The 19,116-nt window shown below is 67.1% G+C and carries 13 protein-coding genes; 4 read left to right on the top strand and 9 right to left on the bottom strand.

Annotation, left to right across the window (positions count from 1 at the left end; genetic code table 11):
• Nucleotides 1-75: 75 nt before the first annotated feature.
• A complete protein-coding gene (locus IG178_RS16105; RefSeq protein WP_193213596.1) occupies nt 76-4,167 on the top strand; it encodes a LamG-like jellyroll fold domain-containing protein in 4,092 nt (1,363 codons plus the stop codon).
• 36 nt (nt 4,168-4,203) lie between these two features.
• Here IG178_RS16105 and IG178_RS16110 read toward each other — a convergent pair whose 3' ends face one another.
• Nucleotides 4,204-4,905: a hypothetical protein gene (locus tag IG178_RS16110; protein ID WP_193213597.1), complete on the bottom strand. Its 702-nt coding sequence runs from the start codon at nt 4,903-4,905 to the stop codon at nt 4,204-4,206.
• A 227-nt stretch (nt 4,906-5,132) separates the two neighbouring features.
• Here IG178_RS16110 and IG178_RS16115 point away from each other — a divergent pair, with 227 nt between their 5' ends.
• Nucleotides 5,133-9,470, top strand: coding sequence for a DUF7133 domain-containing protein (locus tag IG178_RS16115; protein WP_193213598.1), 4,338 nt, complete (start codon nt 5,133-5,135; stop codon nt 9,468-9,470).
• 54 nt (nt 9,471-9,524) lie between these two features.
• Here the strand turns inward: IG178_RS16115 and IG178_RS16120 are convergent, their stop codons facing one another.
• From IG178_RS16120 to IG178_RS16145, 6 genes are all read right to left on the bottom strand, one after another.
• Nucleotides 9,525-10,334 carry a protein-disulfide reductase DsbD domain-containing protein gene (locus IG178_RS16120; RefSeq protein WP_193213599.1) on the bottom strand — a complete coding sequence of 270 codons (810 nt, stop codon included), beginning with the start codon at nt 10,332-10,334 and terminating at the stop codon, nt 9,525-9,527.
• A 148-nt stretch (nt 10,335-10,482) separates the two neighbouring features.
• Nucleotides 10,483-11,409, bottom strand: coding sequence for a PEP-CTERM sorting domain-containing protein (locus IG178_RS16125; protein ID WP_193213600.1), 927 nt, complete (start codon nt 11,407-11,409; stop codon nt 10,483-10,485).
• A gap of 118 nt (nt 11,410-11,527) precedes the next feature.
• Nucleotides 11,528-12,886, bottom strand: a complete 1,359-nt coding sequence (locus IG178_RS16130; RefSeq protein WP_193213601.1) for a FecR domain-containing protein — start codon at nt 12,884-12,886, stop codon at nt 11,528-11,530.
• Nucleotides 12,883-13,413 (bottom strand): sigma-70 family RNA polymerase sigma factor, encoded by a 531-nt coding sequence (locus IG178_RS16135; RefSeq protein WP_193213602.1) that lies wholly within the window; start codon nt 13,411-13,413, stop codon nt 12,883-12,885. The genes IG178_RS16130 and IG178_RS16135 overlap by 4 nt, the downstream gene beginning before the upstream one ends.
• A gap of 65 nt (nt 13,414-13,478) precedes the next feature.
• Nucleotides 13,479-13,844, bottom strand: a complete 366-nt coding sequence (locus IG178_RS16140) for a YkvA family protein (RefSeq protein WP_193213603.1) — start codon at nt 13,842-13,844, stop codon at nt 13,479-13,481.
• A 31-nt stretch (nt 13,845-13,875) separates the two neighbouring features.
• On the bottom strand, nt 13,876-14,625 hold the full coding sequence (locus IG178_RS16145; protein ID WP_193213604.1) for a PspA/IM30 family protein: 750 nt from the start codon (nt 14,623-14,625) through the stop codon (nt 13,876-13,878).
• Between the two features lie 145 nt (nt 14,626-14,770).
• Here IG178_RS16145 and IG178_RS25960 point away from each other — a divergent pair, with 145 nt between their 5' ends.
• Nucleotides 14,771-15,640, top strand: coding sequence for a uracil-DNA glycosylase family protein (locus IG178_RS25960; RefSeq protein WP_193213605.1), 870 nt, complete (start codon nt 14,771-14,773; stop codon nt 15,638-15,640).
• Between the two features lie 3 nt (nt 15,641-15,643).
• A complete protein-coding gene (locus tag IG178_RS16155; RefSeq protein WP_193213606.1) occupies nt 15,644-16,123 on the top strand; it encodes an asparaginase domain-containing protein in 480 nt (159 codons plus the stop codon).
• A 23-nt stretch (nt 16,124-16,146) separates the two neighbouring features.
• Here the strand turns inward: IG178_RS16155 and IG178_RS16160 are convergent, their stop codons facing one another.
• Nucleotides 16,147-17,028 (bottom strand): thioredoxin fold domain-containing protein, encoded by an 882-nt coding sequence (locus tag IG178_RS16160; RefSeq protein ID WP_193213607.1) that lies wholly within the window; start codon nt 17,026-17,028, stop codon nt 16,147-16,149.
• Nucleotides 17,025-19,109, bottom strand: a complete 2,085-nt coding sequence (locus IG178_RS16165) for a hypothetical protein (RefSeq protein ID WP_193213608.1) — start codon at nt 19,107-19,109, stop codon at nt 17,025-17,027. Before IG178_RS16165 ends, IG178_RS16160 begins: the two co-directional genes overlap by 4 nt.
• Between the last annotated feature and the right edge of the window lie 7 nt (nt 19,110-19,116).

Consider the following 19,116-nt stretch of genomic DNA (forward strand, 5'->3'; position numbering starts at 1 on the left):
CGGCGGGTCGGATTCCCCCGTGACGTTCTCAGCGAATCCGCGGATTCACCCGCCGCGGCGACAAAAAAAACAACCATGAAGCCATACAAACCAACGATCCAACGGGCGTCGGGAGCCCCGTGGGCATCGCTCACCATGCTCCTGACCTCCGTCCTGCCGGGCATCGTCCGGGCGGACTATGCCACCGAAGTGCTCAGCGAAAACCCGCTGGCTTACTACCGTTTCGACGACGGGGTGGTGACCGATGACCTGTCGACCCCCGAGGTCAACCTGGGGAGCCTGGGGGCCGCCGCCGACGGCCAGCTCAGCGCCACCTTCGTCCGCCAGGTAGCGGGTGCCCTGACCGGCAGCTCCGACGTGGCGGGACACACCGCCGGCAACGGTTTCACGGTGCCCTACACCGCAGGCTTGAACTTCCAGGGCTCGTTCAGCGCGGAGGTCTGGCTGAAACCGGACGCGATCCCGGCAGCCGGCGCGCTGGCCAGCCCGATTTCCTCGTGGCGGGAAAACACCGACACCTTCGGACGCGAAGGTTGGCTGATTTATCAGGGAGATGCCGGCACCGGGTTCAATTTCCGCACCTACAACAAGAACGGGGCCGCCACGGCGGTCAGCATCAATTCCGGGGCCGGCGTCACGGCCGGTGCCTGGCATCACGTGGTGGTGACCTGGGATCACGCCGCGGCGATCGGCAAGATCTACGTCAACGGCGTGCTCAAGGCCACCAGTCCGGTGATCACTCCCGGTGGCACCAACTCGCGGACCTTCGACGCGAACTCGGTCTCGGGCTTCACCCTGGGGTCGCGCTCCGACAATGCCTTCGGCTGGACCGGTGACGTCGACGAGGCGGCGTACTACGCCGACACCGTCCTCTCGGACACCCAGGTGCTGGCGCACTACAACAACGGCATCAACCCGACGCCGTCGCCGTCCTATGACTCATTGATTTTGGCCGACTCGCCCGCGGGCTACTGGCGGCTCAACAACAACTGGGTCCCGCGGACCCCGCCGGTGGCTGACAATGCCGGCAGCCTCGGCGACGGGGCCGACGGTTCCTACTACGCCGGTTCCAAGAACGCCGCGACCGGCCCGGCCCCGGGGTCCGGCTTCAACGGCTTCAGCGCCGGCAACTCGTCGCTCGCCCTGGCCACCGCCAGCGGCTACGTCGGGACCGGCCTCGGGCTGCTCAACAGCCGCAACGAGTACACCGTGATGGGCTGGGTCAAACGCGGCGCGACGGTCTCCACCCGCGGCGGCTATTTCGGCCAGAACGACGTGCTCGAGTTCGGCGATGCCGGCGGCGGCACCCAGATCGAGGCCTGGAACTCGACGGTCGGCGGCGTCAGCACCGATGCGCCCTACCCCTTCGCCGAGAACGAGTGGGGCTTCATCGCCTACACCGCGAACGCCTCGGGCGCGAAGCTGTATCTCAACGGCCAGGAGGTGAAGTCGGCGAATGGCACGGTCAGCGTCTACGGCTCCAGCGCCTTCAACTTCAACATCGGCGGGGGCGGGATCTTCAATGCCACCGGCGACTACTTCCGCGGGGAAATCGACGAGGTCGCGATGCTCGACCGCGCCGTGTCGGCGGGCCGCATCCAGCAGCTCTACGATGCCGCGCTCGGCAATGTTCCGCCCGGTCTGGTCGACACTTTCCCCGCCGTCTCGGTGGAGGGTGAGATCGCCGAAGGACAAAGCTACACGCTGTCCATCGACCCGACCGGCACCCCGCCGTTCACCTACCAGTGGAAGATCAACGGCGTGGACATCCCGGGGGCGACCTCGCAGGAGCTGGTGGTCACCGCCGAGGCGAACGACCCGCCGTTCGACCCCTTCATCTACACCGTGGAGGTTTCCAACGGCTTCGGCAGCCCGGTGCTGAGCGATGAGGTCGAGGTTTACGTCACGCCGACGCTCCGCTGGACCGGCAGCGACGGGACGAACCCGGCGTTCTGGGATCTGGGCACGACCCAGAACTGGGAAACCTTCACCGGTGCCACCGCGTCGACTTATTCCGACGACTACGCCGTCTACTTCGACGACAGCGCCACCAGCACCGACGTCGACCTGCAATCCGACCTCAATCCGGTCAGCGTGGTCATCGACAACACCACCGAGGACTATTCCTTCACCGGCGACTACCTGCTGGAAGTCTTCGGCGGGAACCTGGTCAAGACCGGCAGCGGCACCGCGGAATTCGCCAATTACGCCATCGACGCCTTCGAGATCGAGGTGAACGAAGGGACCTTCCGGGTCGGCGACGGCATCACCGGCGAGTTGTTGCCCCTGACCAAGGTTACCGTGGGCGGAGGGAATTTCGAGATCAACCAGGCCGGCGGCAGCACCTTCGAGTGCACGACCACCGTCGGCAGCGGGCAAATCTCCTTCGTTGGCAGCGGGGACCTTTCCTCGACGGCGAACATCAGCGGTGCGGGCAACGAATGGTTCGACCGGGACGGCACGGTGGTGATCGCCGGTCCCAACCAGATCGGCGGGACGGTGACCATCAACTCGGGCACGGTGGCCTTCGACGGCAGCCAGGAGGGCAACCGGCTCCCGGTCAACAAGGCGGTGACGGTCAATCCCGGCGCCACCATGGAGATCCGCGGTGTGAACGCCTTGCCCACCGGCGCGAACAGCGTCGATCCGACCCTGACCGGGGCGACCCTTAGCGTGGTGACCGGGGGCAGCGTGGCGACCGGCGCGGGCGGCACCAGCCATGCCCACATCCGCCACCTCACGCTGTCGTCGAGCGTTGTCGACTTCAGCTACTCCGGCAGCGGCGGCGTCTACAACGGCGAGAGCTTCCAGCTCAACGGCAACGTCACCGTGACCGGCTCCGGGGCATCGTCGATCGTCGCCGGCACCGGCGCCACGCTCGGCAACAGCGGCCTGGCCCTGTCGAACGGGGTGGTCCACACCTTCGCGATCGACAATGTCGCGGCCGGTCCCGACCTGATCGTCAGCGCCGAGATCGAGAGCGGTGACGCCGGTGGTGCGACCGCCTTCCTGACCAAGACCGGGACCGGAACCCTGCAGCTCACGGGCGGGATCAACCACTCCTACGCCGGCACCACCCAGATCAACGGGGGCACCCTGCTGGCCGACGGTTCGATCGCCGGCGCGCTGGAGATCGGGGTGGACGGGACGATTGCTCCCGGTGCCTCCGCCGGCACCTTCGGGGCGGGCTCCACCACGCTCTCGGGCACTTACGCCTGCGAGATCGACGGGGCCGTCTCGGACCGGATCGAGGTGAACGGGGACATCACCCTCGCCGCCACCGCCCAGATCGACTTCAGCGTCCTCAGCGGCGGTGCCACCGAGCCGTATTACGAGATCATGAGCTGCACCGGCACCCTTTCGGGGCCCTTGCCGGCCGCATCCGGGACACCGCCGGGCTATTCGTTGCTGGTGGTTTCCAGTTCGTCGCTGGTGCTCGCCCAGGAAGGAATCTCCGCGCAGCCGACGGTGGCCGCGGCGGTTTCCTCCGGCAGCGAGGACTTCAACACGAATGGCGGCGGCTTCTCGGTGAGCGCACCGGTCACGCCTGAAACCGACTGGACCTACACCACCGGCTCCTGGCGCAGCAACGGCCAGGCCTCCGGGTTCGGAGCCGACAACACCTCGTACCTGATCAGCCCGGTCTATACGCTGACCCAGGCCGGACCGGTGACGCTGACCTTCGGCCATCGCCACAGTTTCGAAATCGACTACGACGGCGGCGCGGTGGATGTGAGCTTCAATGGTGGCGAGTTCACCCGGGTCGCCTCGGGAGCGTTCAGCCAGAACGGCTACAACGGCAGCCTCGGCGCGGTGGGCCACTCGCTGCAAAACGGCGAGGCCTTCGTCGGCAACTCGGCGGGGCACCCGGCCTTCATCACCAGCATCTGCACGGTCGCCACCGGCGCGGTGGGTGACACGGTCCAGGTGCGCTTCATCTCGGCCTCCGACAACAACACCTCCGGCAACCTGTCGCCGCAGGGGTGGGAAATCGACTCCTTCGAGATCAGCGGCGGCAAGCCGAGCCTGATCACCCTGGAGTGGCCGTTCGGGACGATGCAGTACTCCGACACCCTGCTGCCGCCGTGGACCGACCTCAGCGGCAAGTCACCGCTGGTGATCGACACCGCGGCCTCGCCCAGGCGGTTCTTCCGTCTCAAACCCTGACGGCGGGAACGGAATCAAGCGACGGACGGGTGCGAGTCACCCGTCCGTTTTTTTGTCGGCAGGTGCCGCGGCGGGCGCGGCTTTCTTGATCTCCCGGGCCTCGCCCACCGGCTTCACGTCGAGCTTGGCGGCGCCGGTGGCCGGCTGGACCGGACCCTGGACGGGTGCTTCTTCCTTCTTGTCCTCGGGCCGCTCGGGCGCGAGGTCGGCCCGGGTGCGGATCGCCTGGAAGAGCAGATTGTAATTGTGGCGCACGGTGGCCGGGAAACTCACCCGTCCGGGCTCCACGATCTTTTCCCGCAGCAGCTTCGCGGAAAGGTCCGCGGTCAGGTCGGTGCCGACTTTCACCGCCGCCCCGACGCCCGGGACCGCGCCGCCGACGCTGCCGGTGGAACGGATCAGGTCGCTGGAAATCGTCCGGCCCTGGAGCGCGAGGTTCGATTGCGCGGACACCACCGAGCCGTTCTTGTCGATGGTCACCTCGAGCACGGCGTGATCGTCGCTGGCGAGCCACCCGCGGCGGTGGTCGATGCGGATCGAGGTGAAAATCCCGCCATCGGGGGTGGGTGTGATCTCCGGCTTGTAGGTGCGGTAGCCGGCGCCCGACAGCTCGTAGTCACAGGCGCTGCGGCCCTTCACCTTCCAGCCGCCGAGGCTGCTGCCGAAGGCGTCGATGTCGATGCTGACCCCGGCATGAAGCACCGAGGTCAGGGAAAGGAGAAGGGCGAAACGGATCATGGCGTGAGCGGCTGACGGGCGGAGAATACCACCCACCTGACGGATTCCTTCAGCGAAAATTCAGCGGAACCGATCTCGATTCTCGCGAAAGATCGCTTGCCCCGCTCCCCGTATCGGGCACAACTCTGCCCGGAATTGACCGGAAATGTCGTTTTTCTTGGGATTTCGTGATTTTAGTGAAACCTGTTTGATATTTGAAAAAGATGATCTTGCCACGCTTCGCTCGCATGGGCCTCGCCGTTGTCTGCCTGACTCCCTGTCTGTCCGCCGGGGAGCCGTTGGTGGCGTTGAAGAAAGGGGACCACGTCGCCATCGTCGGCAGCGGCCTGGCGGATCGCCAGCAGCACTTCGCCTGGCTCGAGGCCTTGATCCATCGTGCCCATCCGGATCTCGACCTGACCGTCCGCAACCTCGGCTTCGCGGCCGACGAGGTGAATGTCCACCCGCGGTCGGCGGACGTTCCGACCACCGAGTGGTTCCTTTCCATGAAGAAGGGCGACTCGACGAAGCCCGGCAATCCGGAGGTGATCTACAAGGCCGGCACCGACTTCGGCGCGGACGTGATCTTTGCCTACTGGGGTTTCAACGAGTCGTTCAACGGGCCTGAGGGCCTGGAGGCCTTCAAGCGGGAGCTCGGCAGCTACCTCGATGCGCAGCTCGCGGCGAAATACAACGGCGAATCGGCGCCGCGCCTCGTGCTCTTTTCCCCGATCGCCCAGGAGGACCTGAAGAACCCGTCGTTTTCCGATGGCAAGGCGAACAACGCCAACCTCGGCCTCTACACGCAGGCGATGGCCGAGGTGGCGAAGGCCAAGGGCGTGCCCTTCGTCGATCTGTTCACGCCGTCCCGGGAACTCTACGCCAAGGCGGGATCCCCGCTCACGATCAACGGCATCCACCTGACCGAGGAAGGCTACCGCGAGCTGGCACCGGTGCAGTACCGCGCGCTCTTCGGCAGTGAGCCGCCCTCGCTCGACGAGCCGATCGTCGGCAAGATCCGCGAGGCGGTGATCGACAAGAACACCCAGTGGCACCACCGCTACCGCACGGTCGACCAGTACAACATTTACGGCAACCGCTCGCGCATCGCCTACGAGGGCGTGACCAATGCCTCGACCCTCGGCGAGGAGATGGCGCAGCGAGACGTCAAGACCGCCAACCGCGACCGCAAGGTGTGGGCAGTGGCAAAGGGCGGCGACCTGGTGGTCAAGGACGACAACCTGCCGAAGGTCAACCTGGTCCCGCCGAACCGCGACCAGGAAGTGCCTTATTTGTCCGGTGAGGACGCCATCCAGCACCTCAAGCTGGCACCGGGCTGCAAGGTGGAACTCGTCGCGTCCGAGGAAACCTTCCCCGATCTGGTCAACCCGGTGCAGATGAACTTCGACACCAAGGGCCGGCTCTGGATCGCCGCCTGGCCGAACTACCCGGAAACTTCCCCGACCACGACCAACTTCGACAAGCTGCTGGTGATCGACCTCGACCCGAAGACCGGCAAGGCGGCCAAGGTCACCACCTTCCTCGACGGCTTGAACTGCCCGACCGGCTTCCAGTTCTACAAGGACGGCGTGCTGGTGATGGAGTCGCCCGACCTGTGGTTCGTCCGCGACACCGACGGCGACGGCAAGGCCGACTGGAAGGAGCGGGTGCTGCACGGGCTCGACGCCGCGGACTCGCACCACGAGACCAACTCGATGTGCCTCGAACCCGGCGGCGCGGTTTATCTCAGCGACGGCATCTTCCACCGCTCGAACGTCGAGACTTTTGACGGCCCGGTGCGCAACGTCGACGGTGCGATCTACCGCTACGAGCCGAACACCGGCAAGTTTATGCGCCACGTGCCGTACGGTTTCGCCAACCCGCACGGCCGGGTCTTCGACTACTGGGGCAATGACCTGATCACCGACGCCACCGGCAATGCCAACTACTTCGGGCCGGCCTTCAGCGGCCATCTCGACAAGGGCGCTCATCCGGGGATGAAGCAATTCTGGAACCGTCCGTCCCGCCCGTGCCCCGGCACCGCCATCTTGACCAGCCGGCATTTCCCCGACGACTGGCAGGGGATGTTCCTCAACACCAACGTGATCAGCGTCCAGGGCATCTTTCGCGCCAAGCTCACCGAGGAGGGATCCGGGATCAAGGGCGAGACCCTGCCGAACCTGATCGAGACCGACATTGCCAAGAACCCGAACTTCCGGCCTTCGGGGATCACCGTGGCCCCGGACGGATCGCTCTATTTCATGGACTGGTCGCAGATGCTGATCGGTCACCTCCAGCACCACCTGCGCGACCCGAACCGCGACCACCAGCACGGGCGGATCTACCGGATCACCTACGAGGGCCGGCCGCTGCTTGAACCGAAGAAGATCGACGGCGAGCCGGTGGCCGCGTTGCTCGAGCTGCTCAAGGAGCCGGAAAACGACGTCCGCATGCGGGCGAAGATGGAGCTCGGCAAGCGCGATTCGAAGGAAGTGATCCGCGGCGTCAACGACTGGACGAAGCAACTGGATGAGAAGGATCCCGACTTCGAGCACCACCTCCTCGAGGCGCTGTGGGTCCACCAGTGGCACGACACCGTCGACCTCGATCTGCTCGGACGGATCCTGAAATCCCCGGAGCCGCGGGCCCGCGCCCAGGCCGTGCGGGTGATGGGCTACTGGCGCGACCGCGTGCCGGACGCGCTGGCGCTGCTGAAGGTCGCCGCCGCCGACGAGGCCCCGCGGGTGCGCCTGGAAGCCGTGCGCGTCGCCAGCTTCTTCCGCCAATGGGAAGCAGCGGACGTCGCGCTGGTCGCGCTGAAGCAGCCGACCGACTACTACCTCGACTACTGCCTCAAGGAAACGATGCGCCAGCTGGAACCGTGGTGGAAGCCGGCGATCTCCGAAGGCAAACCGTTGGCGGCCGACAACCCGGCGGGCATCGAGTACGTGCTCGGCTCGGTCAGCAGCGGCGACCTCGCGAAGCTGCCGAAGTCGCCGGTCACCCTGACCGCGATGCTGACCCGTCCCGACGTGCCGGTCGCCCAGCGGCAACAGGCGCTCACCGACCTGGCCGGACTGAAGAACGAGAAGCCGCTCGCCACCTTGCTGGCCACCCTGACCTCGGTCGCGGGGAAGAATGGCGAGGCCTCGCGCGACCTTTCCCAGCTGCTGCTTCAGCAACCCCCGGCCGATCTCAAGGGCGTCCGCGCGGAACTCGGCAAGCTGGCCGCGGCGAGCCAATCCGGCGTCGTCGGTCAGAGCGCCCTCGCCGCAATGATTCTGGCGGACGGCGGTGTCGATGCCGTCTGGAAGGACGCGGTGAAAGCGCCCGGTTCGCTGGTGAGCTTGCTCGAGGCCCTGCCGCGGGTGGCCGACCTCGCCTTGCGGTCCTCCGCCTTCGATCAAGTCCTCGGCCTGCTTTCGGCCCTGCCGCCGGGCATCGAAGCGGCCGCCGACAAGGGCGGTGAGGTCCGCTACGTCCGCATCGAGTTGCCCCGGAAGGGCACCTTGACCCTCGCCGAGGTGGAAGTATTCGCCGGCGGCGAGAACGTCGCCCGGGGCGGCAAGGCCAGCCAGTCGAGCGTCGCCTCCGGTGGCACGCCGGAGCGGGCGATCGATGGCAACACCAATCCGGACTACAACTCCGGCACCCAGACCCATACCCGCGAGAACAGCGACAACCCGTGGTGGGAAGTGGACCTCAAGTCCGGTGCCACCGTTGAACGCGTCGCGGTCTGGAATCGCCAGGGCTTCGAGGACCGGCTCGACGGGTTCACGATCACGGTACTCGACGCCAGCCGCCACGAGCTGTTCAAGCAGGAGAGCATCCCCGCGCCGCGCTTGTCGACCACGATCGAGGTCCCGCACGACCCGGCCGGCGGCATCCGCGCCGCGGCGATCCGCGCGCTGGTCTCGATGAAGACGGATCCGCAGAAGCTGTTCGCCGGCCTGGCGGGCCTGATCCAGCGCAACCAGCAGGTGGCCGATGCGGCCAAGGCGATCTCGCAACTGCCGCAGGACGCCTGGTCGAAGGATCTCGCCGACCCGACCGCGGCCGCGCTGGTCAAGTGGGCGCGCGCCGTGCCGGTGGACGGCCGCACCACGCAGGACTTCAGCGAGGTCGTGCAGGTTGCCAACCAGCTGGCATCGCTGTTGCCCGCGGAGCGCGCGGCGGCCGCCCGCAAGGTCCTGGCCGACCTGAAGGTGAACGTGTTCGTGATCAAGGCGGTGCGCGAGCAACTCCGCTACGATCTCAAGGAGATCGAGGTCGAGGCCGGCAAGCCGTTCGAGGTGATCTTCGAGAATCCCGACCTGATGCCGCACAACCTGGTCTTCGTCCAGCCGGGCACCCTGCGTGCAGTATCGGAAGCGGTGCAGACACAGGCACCCGACAAGCTCGACAAGCTGGGTCGCGCCTACGTGCCCGAGAGCGATTCACGGGTGCTGGCGGCGACCAAGCTGCTCGAGGCCGGCGAGAAGGAAACCTTGCGCATGACCGCCCCGGAAAAGCCCGGCGAGTATGAGTTCGTCTGCACCTTCCCCGGTCACTGGGCGGTGATGCAGGGCAAACTGATCGTGAAGTAGGAAAGCGACGGCCGGAGGGGGCCCGCCAGGGCGGTGCTCCCTCCGTGGCGGTCCTTACCGCAATTCCAGCCCTTGCGGCCCGCCGGACTTCCGCCAGCCGCCGGTTGCCACCACGACGCCGGCGGGTGAGTCACCCGTCTGCTCGTTCTCCGAAACCGGAAGCTCGATGCGGATCACCTGTCCCGGGCCCCGGGTCACGGTTTGGGGGGTGTCCGAGTCGATCTGGCCGTCGGCGGTGAAGAAGCGGAGCTCCCCGAGTTCCCCGACGTCGCGGGTGACCGCCGGATCGGCGGGTTTCAGGGTGAGGACGAAGGTTTTCCCGCGGCGATCGAAGGCCGCCGACCAGGCGGGATCGGGTTGCGGGACCTGGTGCCGATACTTTTCGAAGACCGGCCGTGTCGCGGAATCTCTTTCCGTCGTCGCGGTGACCGGGAGCGTGATCGCGAACGGCACGTCGCTGGCGGGGTTGCATTGCTTGCCGCAGCACATCCAGGAGACCTTCGCGGTCAGCGTGACGGGGGCCTCCTTCAGGTTTGCCGGCGGGGTGACCGGAATCATCAGCAGGGTCTCATCGTGGTAGCCCTGCGCGGTGTAGCGGGCCATCTTGACGGCCTCCGGGGCGGGCCACTGGATTTCACCGGCCACGAATCCCGGCGGGAGTTCCCACTTCACGGAGGTGGCGACCCCGACGGCTCCCGGGTGCTTCCAGTAGGTGTGGTACCCTTCCGGATGGGTGAGATGGAGGCCGAGGGTGAAGGTCTTCCCGGCTTCGATCGACTTTGCTTCCGAGATCAGTTCCACCGCCAGCGGGTTTTCCGCGGCGACGGCGAGGTTCAGGGGCAGGATGGCCAGCAACCACTTCATGCCGGCACTCTACGTGGAAAGCCGGGCGCAGCCATCGCGGGCACGCGCTTTTTTCACGGCATCCGCTGCGCCGGTCGCATCCGCCGATGATACCCATAACATCAGGGGGATGCGCCGGCGTTCCGCGCGGAAAAGCCGTTGGACCGGGCTACCGGCGCCGCCGGAACAGGCCGGCGAAACCGAGCACCGCCAGCGCGGCGACGGAGGGCTCGGGGATCGTGGTGACGCTGAGGTTGTCGAAACCCACCGCGGTGTTGTCGCGGGCGTCGAGGCCGATGAAGTTCTCGTTGGTGCCGCTCCACAGGAACGATCCGCTGCCTTGCGAGATCGAATTGTAGAAGACCTCGTAGTTCACGGTGCTGCCCGCGTTGAAATCGGCCAGCGAGAAGCTCACGGAGACCGAGCCGGTCTTGGCCAGCCCGGTGACACCCATGACGTTGCCGCTGCTGCCACCCCAGACGAGCGTGCCGTTGCCGCGCAACGCGACCCAGAAGTCGGAGCTGATCCCGCCGGCGGGGCCGGGCACCGGATTGCCGATGCTGGCGCCGCCGTTGAAGGCGCCGGTCATGCTCGGGGCGAAGACGCCGGTCGGGTTCTCGATGGTTCCCGCGTTCCAGGCGTCCTTCGAGGCCATCGCCTCGGCGTACGACATGCCGAGCGCGAACCCTCCGCCTTGTTCGTAGGTGCTCTGGTTCACGCCGGTGATGTCGAAGGCGACCGAGAAGTTGCCGTTGGCGAGGATCGAGGCGTTGGTGAAGTTGTGGTTCACCACGGCGTTCGAGGTTCCGGCTCCGACCGCCAGCTGGAGGGTCGTTCCGGTGACCTGGGCGCCGCCGCCGTTGGTCGCGTTGCCATCCTGCGGACCGGGAATGTTCGCCGGGTCGACGTGGGCGTGGGTGTAGACACCGTCGATCGCCATGGCGCTGCCGGTGTTGTTGACGATGCCGGTGAGATCGGCGTCGATGTTGCGGTCGGCGCTCCGGTTGAAGTCGTCCGAGAACAGGACGGACACGGAGGCGGTGGCGGCCGCCGGGATCAGCGGCAGCGCGAACAGGAGGGATCGGATGGGTTTCATGGGTGGGTTTCCGGGGCGTCTCCTGGAAATGGAGAACGCGCAGGCTTCAACGGAGCGGTGTCGTCCGCTCCCCGGGTGTTCCCCGCCCGCGCGAAAAAAGCGCCGTGCCCGATCCCGCTCAGTTGTCCTCGAGGATGACCCGGATGTCGTCCGTGGACTGGCCCGCGTAGAAGACGACCTTCACCGTCCGGCGGTCTTCGGACAAGGTGACCTGGTCGGGCGGGTTGAGCTTTTGCTCCAGCTCGATGCCGCGGTAGATGCCCGGCCATTTGCCGGTGGTCGAGAAGGCGGCATCGCCGTGGGCGAGCTGCGGGCCCTGGCACGCGATCGCCAGCACCTTGCGGTCGAAGGTGACCTCGCCCTCGAAGCGGAGGAAGCGGTCCTCGAGGAAGCTGCCGACCGGATTGTAGCGCATCACGAAGCTGCTCAGGCGCTTGGTCGGGTCCGGCTTGAGGACATGCACCTTGCCGTCGATGTCGCCGGGCAGGGTGCCGGGGGCGATGATTTCGGCACGGAGCGGCCGGGTGAAGGCCCGCTCGCGGACTTCGGGAATGACCAACACGTGGTCGTCGTCTTCCTGTTTGAGCAGGTTTTCGGAAACATCGGGGTCGGCGGCGATGACCGCGCCGCGGACCGAGAGGATGCCGAGCGACAGCGGCCAGGTGGATTTGAACTCCGAGGGGTCGAAGGCGACGACTTTCAGGCGGTCGGAGACGCCGGACTTGATCGCCGCGCCCTCCGCCAGGTTGATCATTTCACGGCCCTTCTGGACTTCGACCAGGCCGTCGAGGACCATGAACTCCGAATGCCCGTCCTCGGTGGCCGTGATGCCGAACGAGGTGCCGCGGTCGGTGAGGGTGGCGGAGGCGGTGCGTACGGTGAAGCCGTGGGCCGCCTCCGGGCACCAACCGTTCATACGGCCGGACTCGAGGGTGATTTCCATCGGGGAGACCACCGTGAACTTCGCCGGGGCGCCGATCGCGACCACCGCACCGTTCTCGAAGTTGAGTCGAACGAGACCGCTGCTTGCCTCCAGCACCTCGCCGGCGTGCACCGCCACCGGGTCGAGGTAGCTGCCGTCGGCGGCCTTGCGGGTCAGCTCAGCGACCTTCGGCCCGAGCTCCGGCGCAGGATCGCGCAAGAAGGGCAAGAGGGCGAGGGCAACCACGGCCGCGGCCGCCAGTCCCTTGACGATGCGGCGGCGGATGATCCGGCGGGTGACCTTGCCGGCGAAGCCGAACTCACCTTCGGCGGCAACCTTGGCGATGTGGGCCGCGGTCCTGCCGGCGAAATTTGCGTCCGGGCGATCGAACTCGGAGAGGGCCCGCGAAACGGCGAAGTGCTCGGTGACTGCCGCCCGCAGCTCGGGCTGCTCGCGGATCATCTCGACAAGACGGGACCGGCCGGCCTCGTCGAGGTTGCCTTCCTCGAGTCCAACGATCAGGTCGATGAATTCGTCTGGAATGTCTCCGGTCATGCTCCTGCGTCGACGTAACGTTCCTTTAGGCAACTCGCGAGCGATTGGCGTGCATGAAAAAGCATTTTCCGCACCGCGGCCGGTTTCATGGCCATCTCGAGGGCGATCTCCGACGAGTTGCGATCCTTGTAATAGCGTGATTCGATTACCCCGCGGGCCCGTGACGACAACTTGCCGAGGCACTGGCGGAGCGCATCGCGGCGTTGCGAGAGGTCGGTGATCTCCCCGGCCGCCGGTTCGTTGGTCTCCGCCTCGAGCAGCAGCGTGGTGAGGTTTTCATCGAGCAGCCGCTGGCGGCGGTTCAGCTTCGCGGTCTCGTTCAGGATCAGGTTGCGGGCGATCGTCCGCAGCCAGGCCCCCGGGTTTTCCACGGCGTCGAACTCGTCCCACTTGCGGTAGGCCACCAGGAAGGTGTCCTGGGCCACGTCGTCCACCCACGACGCGTTCACCCCGAGACCCTGGATGAAGTACCGCAAGCTCGAGTGATGGTCGCTGATGACGCGGGTGAATTCCTTGAGATCAGGCATGTCCTCTCGGAAACAAGTGTCGCGAGGGGGCGGGGTGTTCCCGCGAATCTCCGGAACGCCGCCGTTCAGTGGCCCTTCAGGCCAAAAATCTTCTCGGTCTGCACCGAAGCCTTGAGCTTGTGGACGTCCTTCACGTAGGCGGCGACCGTGCCGAGGGCCGCCACCAGGGCCGCCCAGTCGTCGCCGTAGCCAGCACCGGGAATGATGTCCGGCACCAGGTCCGCCGGCAGGATGAGGTAGCCGAGCGCGCCGACGATCACGCCCTTCGCCCAGGTCGGGGTGTCGGCGTCGCGCAGGCAATGGTAGAGCGTCAGCGCGGTGAGTACCGTCTTGCGCCCGGCGACCAGCGCGTAGCGGGAAAGCTTCCGCCACAGGTTGTGGGCGGAGTACGAGCCGGGAGCGTGGTAGCGGGATGGAAGTTCGGGGTCCATGGCGGGATGTCCGGCGGCACCGGCGGTGCGGTCACTCGCTGATCGGACCCATGGTGCCCTGGGCGGGCGGGGTCTCGGCGGCCGCCGTGCCTTCCTTCGGCTGCAGTTCGATGCCTTCCTCGGCGGCGAAGTCGGCAAGCGCCATGTCGGCGAGGGCCTTCTGTTCGGCCTCCTTGATCGCGGTGCCGCTGAGATCGACGCTGTCGCGGGCGACGCGGGCGCGTCCGGCGGCCTTGCTGCGCTCGTCCTCGACCATTTCCTCGAGGCGGTTCAGCGTGTCGCCGGAGCCACCCAGGCTGCCGATCATGCCGGCGGCCATTTCGTTGAGTTCCGCCATCGCTTTCTGGACCTTCATGTCGTCGATACCGCGGCGCAAGGTCTCGATCTTGTCGCGGGCGGCCTTGATGGCGACGTCGCGGGCGCGGACCAGTTCCTTGTAGCGGGCATCGGCCTGCTCCAATTGGGCGGCGAGTTCGTCGTGCTGCTGGTCGGTGCTCTTGTAGCGCAGGGCCATCTCCGCGGCGGCCTCGCGCTGGCCGGCTTGCAGCAAGGCCTTGGTCTTGGCCTTCAGTTCGTTTTCCTGGGCGTTGAGCTTCTTCACCTGTCCCATCAGCCGCTCGACCAGCCCGGCGTGGGCGGCGAGGCCTTGGTTGAATTCGCTGATCTGCTTGCGAAGGTTTTCCTTCTCCACCTCGAGCAGGGCTTCCGGATTCTTCCTTTCGATGCCGCCGATGAAGAGGCCGAAGAATCCTTTGATGAGATTTGAAATGCGTCGGAACATGGGATGGAGGTGGCTTGATTCGCGGTGGCACCTTGGGTCAAAGGCCGGGGCCGCGGCAAGTATAACACTCGCGGCGGATCGGAATCGGCAGCTTCCCGGGCAAACCGGCATTGCGCCGTCCCGCCGGCTTGCCTAGCGTCCGCCCGTGAGCCGACCGGTCGATGCCTTGATTGATTTCCTCCGCGGGGAGGAAGCGCGCGGGGTCACCCACGTCCACCTCGACGACGAGGCCAAGGAGATCCTGCGGGAACTCCACCGGCGGGCCCGCGGCAAGCCCGGTCCCGCGCCGCGGCCGGAGGAACCGGTAGCCGCCGCGGTGGTTTCCGAAGCCCCCCCGGAGCCCGCGCCGGTGGTGGCGGCTCCTGCGGTGGTCGCTCCCGCGGCCGGCGGCGCGGCGGAAAAGATCGCCGCCCTCGCCGCCCAGGCCGAAACCTGGGCACCGGCACGCAAGCTCGGCACCCTGCGCGAGACGATGGTTTTTTCCACCGGCGATCCCGAGGCCGACCTGATGCTGGTCGGCGAGGCGCCCGGCTACCAGGAGGAGCGCCAGCGCGAGCCGTTCGTCGGGCCGGCCGGCCAGAAGCTGAACGAGATCCTCAAGGCGATGGGGCTCGCCCGCGAGAAGGCCTACATTTCCAACATCGTCAAATTCCGCCCCGGCATGCCGGGCCAGACGACCAACAACCGCAAGCCGACCGCGGAGGAAATGGCGGCCTGCCTGTCCTTCGTCCGCGCCGAGGTGGAGATCGTCAAACCGCGCTGCATCGTCGCCCTCGGCGGCACCGCCGCGGAAGGCCTGCTCGGCCTGACCGGCTCGGTGTCGGCGATGCGCGGCAGCTGGCACGAGTTCGCGGGCATCCCGGTGCGGGTGACCTATCATCCGGCCTACCTCCTCCACAGCAACTCCGGCAACCAGGACAAGCGGCGGGTCTGGGAGGATATGCTGGAGGTGATGGAAAAACTCGGTCTGCCGGTCTCCGACAAGCAGCGCTCGTATTTCAAGGCCAAGCCCTGATCCATGCTGCTCGTCCTCACCACCGGCGGGACCATCGACAAGGTCTACTTCGACGCATCGTCCGAGTACGAAGTCGGCGAGCCGACCGTCCCCCATGTCTTCCGCGAGTCGGGGGTCACGCTCGAGTGGCGCTTGCTGCCGCTGTTGCGCAAGGACAGCCTGGAGATCGATGCCGCCGACCGCGCCGCGATCCGCCGCGCCTGCGAGGAAGCCGCCGAGACGCGGATCCTGGTCACCCATGGCACCGACACCATGAGCGAGACGGCGGACGCGCTGACGGGGATTCCCGGCAAGACGATCGTCCTCACCGGCGCCCTCGCCCCCGCCCGCTTCCGGGTCACCGACGCGATCTTCAACCTCGGCCTCGCGCTCGGAGCGGTGCAGTCGCTGCCGCCCGGCGTTTTCCTGGCGATGAATGGCACCGTTTTCCCCGCTGGAACGGTCCGCAAGAACCGCGAGGCCGGGCGCTTCGAGTCGATCTGAAAACCGCCGTGCGGGTCGCCCGCTCAGCTGCCAAGCATCTTCAGATACTCCGCCGCGCCCTTGCCCAGTTCGGATTCCGGATCGGCCTTCTCCAGCTCGCGCAGGACGGACTTCACGTCGCCCTTGCGGGCGTCCCAGCGGTTGTAGAGCGCGAAGCGAGCGGAGAGCGCCTGCTGGCGTTGGTCCGGTAGCAGCGAGCGCTTCGACAGCCAGGCGGCGATCTCCTTGTCGGCGTCTTCGAACTTCTGTTCGCCGGCGAGTTTCATCGCCGATTCCACCAGCTTCATGCCGGGAAAGGTGTAGCGCGCGACATAGCCGGAGCGATCCTCGGGGTCCTCCTTGCGGATCCGCTCGAGCACCGGCTTGTAGACGTCCTTCGGGCCCAGGCCGAGGTTCATCATGTCGAGGCCCTTGCCCAGCAAGCGCGCGGCGGCGGGCCCGCTCTCCTTGGCGGCGCGTTGCCACAGCGCGTCGCGCTTGCGCCGCACCTCGACCGCCCGCAGCAGGGCCTGGCCCGGGGCGCCCATGGACTCGATCTCGGACATTCCCTCGCGCTTGGCGACCAGCCGGCCCTCGGCGTCGAACAAGGCGATCCCCGGGTAGCTGCGGACGCCGACCGGGCAGGCCTCGTTGCGCTTGGCGGTGGCCGCCTCGGCCTCGTCCGGCCGCTCCTTGCGGTCGATCGCCACCAGCACCACATCCTTGCCCATGCCCTTTTCAAAATCGTCGCGCCGCCACATCGCCGCGACCTTCTCGCCGGGTGCGCACCAGTCGGAGCCGTGGTAGAGCACGGCGATGTCCTGTCCCCCGGCCTTGGCCTTGTCGAGAGCCGCGGGGAAGTCCGCCGCCCGTTCGGCCGCGAACAGGGAGCCCGACAACAGCATCAAAGAAATGGTCCGGATCATTGCAGCCTCCTTCCGTATACCTGGATCGCGTTCATGTGGAAAACCTCGCTGCGGTCGTCATCGCGCTCGACCTTGACGTAGCCGACGCGCGGGGCCTTGCCCTCCAGCGGGATGCGCCACGGACCGCCCGGCTTCTCCGTGCGGAAGACCTCGGTCCACTGCTGGCCGTCCTCGGAGACCGAGACCTTCAGCGGCACCTCGCGGGTGCTGTTGTAGCCGCTGGCGGTGGAAGCGAGGACGATGCCCGACAGCTCGCCGAGCTTGGCCAGGCGGACCACCGCGTGGGGCTTCACCTCCTTGTCGGTGTGGAAGCGGCCGCCGCTCGCCTCGAGCACCGCCGCGTGCTGCGAAGGGTCGTCCCAGCGGGAGGTGGTGGAAATTTTCAACAGGCCCCCGGCCGACAGCAGCTCGCCAGGGAATGGCTCGCCCGTCGGGACCTTGGCCGGGGTGGTGCCGGCCAGCTTGGACAGCGCCTGGAACGCATCGACATTGCCGGTGTCCGCGGCCGCCAGGATGACCGGTGCCAGGACCTTGCCCAGACTTTCGGCCTGGCTGCTGCCGCCGCCCGCCGCCAGCCCGCGGGCCAGCACGTTGAAACACTCGGTCGCGCCGGCCGGGTCCTTGGCGAAGCGCTCGCGGCCCCAGGCCACGACCGGCGCCAGCCACGTTTCGGAGCGGACCTGCATCGCCACCACCTGCTCGAAGAACTCCAGCTCGGTGGCATGGTCTCCGCCGAGCATCTTCACCTGCTCGTCGAGCGCCTTGCCGAAGTCCCACATCACCGGCCCCTTGCGGGCGGCGATCGCATCGTGGAAGGCCAGCAGGAAGGGGATCCGTTCGTCCGCGGGAACCTGCGGCATCACCGACGGCTGGAACACCGCCAGCACTTCCCAGGCCGCTTCCGGGTAGTCGGCCAACGCTGCCAGCGCCTGGTCGTGGAATGCCTTCCAGTCGGCGGGGGACGGCTGGCGCCGCTCCTTCATCCAGCGCGCGATCTCCAGCCAGGCCTGCTGGTTCAACGGTTGGGCTTCCACCGCCATCCGGTAAGCCGAAGCGGCGAGGTCGGGATCCTCGTCGCGCAGCGAGCGGGCCTGCCACAGGTGGACGTCGCTACGATGCGAGGCGTACTTCTCCGCCAGCACCTTGTCCTGGAGGACCAGCTGGGTCCAGGTCCTGCCCCACAGGCTGGTGTGGAGGCCGCGCTTCCATGAGAGCGAGTAGGCCGGCGTCCATTCGCCGGGGCCGAGGCGGACCGCGTAGGCGCAGTGGCCGGGCTCGCCCATGGTGATCGCCGGGATGCCGTTCGAGCGGGCGGCGGTCGCGCCGTAGTGCGACAGCGAGCCGCAGACGCCGCCGACCTCGCGCACCCGCTCGGCGTGGATCATCTCCTTGAAGGGCGCGTAGTAATTCTTGCCGTGAATCGAGTCGCCGAAAACGTTGTTCAAGCGGTAGGGCGCTTGCCAACAGGCCTTGGTGTAGTCGGCGGCCGGCAGCTTGACGTGGTCCCGCAGCCATTCCATCGAGCGCTCGCCCCACCCGTCGTCGCCCGCCCAGCCGCCGTTGCTGCTGACCGAAACGACGTAGCGTTTCTCCCAGGTCTCGAGCGTGTCGAACATCGGGTGCAGCTGGCCGGCCTTGCGGGAATCACGATAGTACTCGTAGCGGGCGGCGGCCTGGTCTTCCGGCCACTTCCCGTCGCCGAAGGTCAGCGCCACGGCCGCGGCGGTGGTGAGTTCGCGGCGGTCGGCCATGGAGCGCGCGTCCGCCTTCCACAGTGACTCCGCCACGCGGATCATCTTCGCCGGATCGTCGGGCAGCGGGCCGGAAAACATCAGCTCGTCCAAAAGCCCATCGGGCTTCGCCAGCTCGCGGAAGAAGGCCGCACGAGGACCGCCGGTTGACAGCGATTTCCACTCCTTGTCGCCGAGCGCCCGCTCCAGTTCGGCCAGCGCCCAGGCGTGGCTGGCCGCCGGGTCGTCCGCGGCCTTGGCCAGCGATCCTGCGTCGACCGGTGGCCGGGCCGTTGCCGGCGCAAGCGCCAGCAGGGAAGGGGCGAGCAGGAGCATCCAGGTTGTTTTCATGATTTCC

The sequence above is a fragment of the Neoluteolibacter marinus genome, from assembly GCF_014904755.1.
GTDB classification, from domain to species: Bacteria; Verrucomicrobiota; Verrucomicrobiia; order Verrucomicrobiales; family Akkermansiaceae; genus Haloferula; species Haloferula marina.

Coding starts and splice junctions, on each gene's coding strand:
- IG178_RS16105 (WP_193213596.1), top strand. CDS start 76: ATGAAGCCATACAAACCAACGATCCAACGGGCGTCGGGAGCCCCGTGG.
- IG178_RS16110 (WP_193213597.1), bottom strand. CDS start 4,905: ATGATCCGTTTCGCCCTTCTCCTTTCCCTGACCTCGGTGCTTCATGCC.
- IG178_RS16115 (WP_193213598.1), top strand. CDS start 5,133: ATGGGCCTCGCCGTTGTCTGCCTGACTCCCTGTCTGTCCGCCGGGGAG.
- IG178_RS16120 (WP_193213599.1), bottom strand. CDS start 10,334: ATGAAGTGGTTGCTGGCCATCCTGCCCCTGAACCTCGCCGTCGCCGCG.
- IG178_RS16125 (WP_193213600.1), bottom strand. CDS start 11,409: ATGAAACCCATCCGATCCCTCCTGTTCGCGCTGCCGCTGATCCCGGCG.
- IG178_RS16130 (WP_193213601.1), bottom strand. CDS start 12,886: ATGACCGGAGACATTCCAGACGAATTCATCGACCTGATCGTTGGACTC.
- IG178_RS16135 (WP_193213602.1), bottom strand. CDS start 13,413: ATGCCTGATCTCAAGGAATTCACCCGCGTCATCAGCGACCATCACTCG.
- IG178_RS16140 (WP_193213603.1), bottom strand. CDS start 13,844: ATGGACCCCGAACTTCCATCCCGCTACCACGCTCCCGGCTCGTACTCC.
- IG178_RS16145 (WP_193213604.1), bottom strand. CDS start 14,625: ATGTTCCGACGCATTTCAAATCTCATCAAAGGATTCTTCGGCCTCTTC.
- IG178_RS16155 (WP_193213606.1), top strand. CDS start 15,644: ATGCTGCTCGTCCTCACCACCGGCGGGACCATCGACAAGGTCTACTTC.
- IG178_RS16160 (WP_193213607.1), bottom strand. CDS start 17,028: ATGATCCGGACCATTTCTTTGATGCTGTTGTCGGGCTCCCTGTTCGCG.
- IG178_RS16165 (WP_193213608.1), bottom strand. CDS start 19,109: ATGAAAACAACCTGGATGCTCCTGCTCGCCCCTTCCCTGCTGGCGCTT.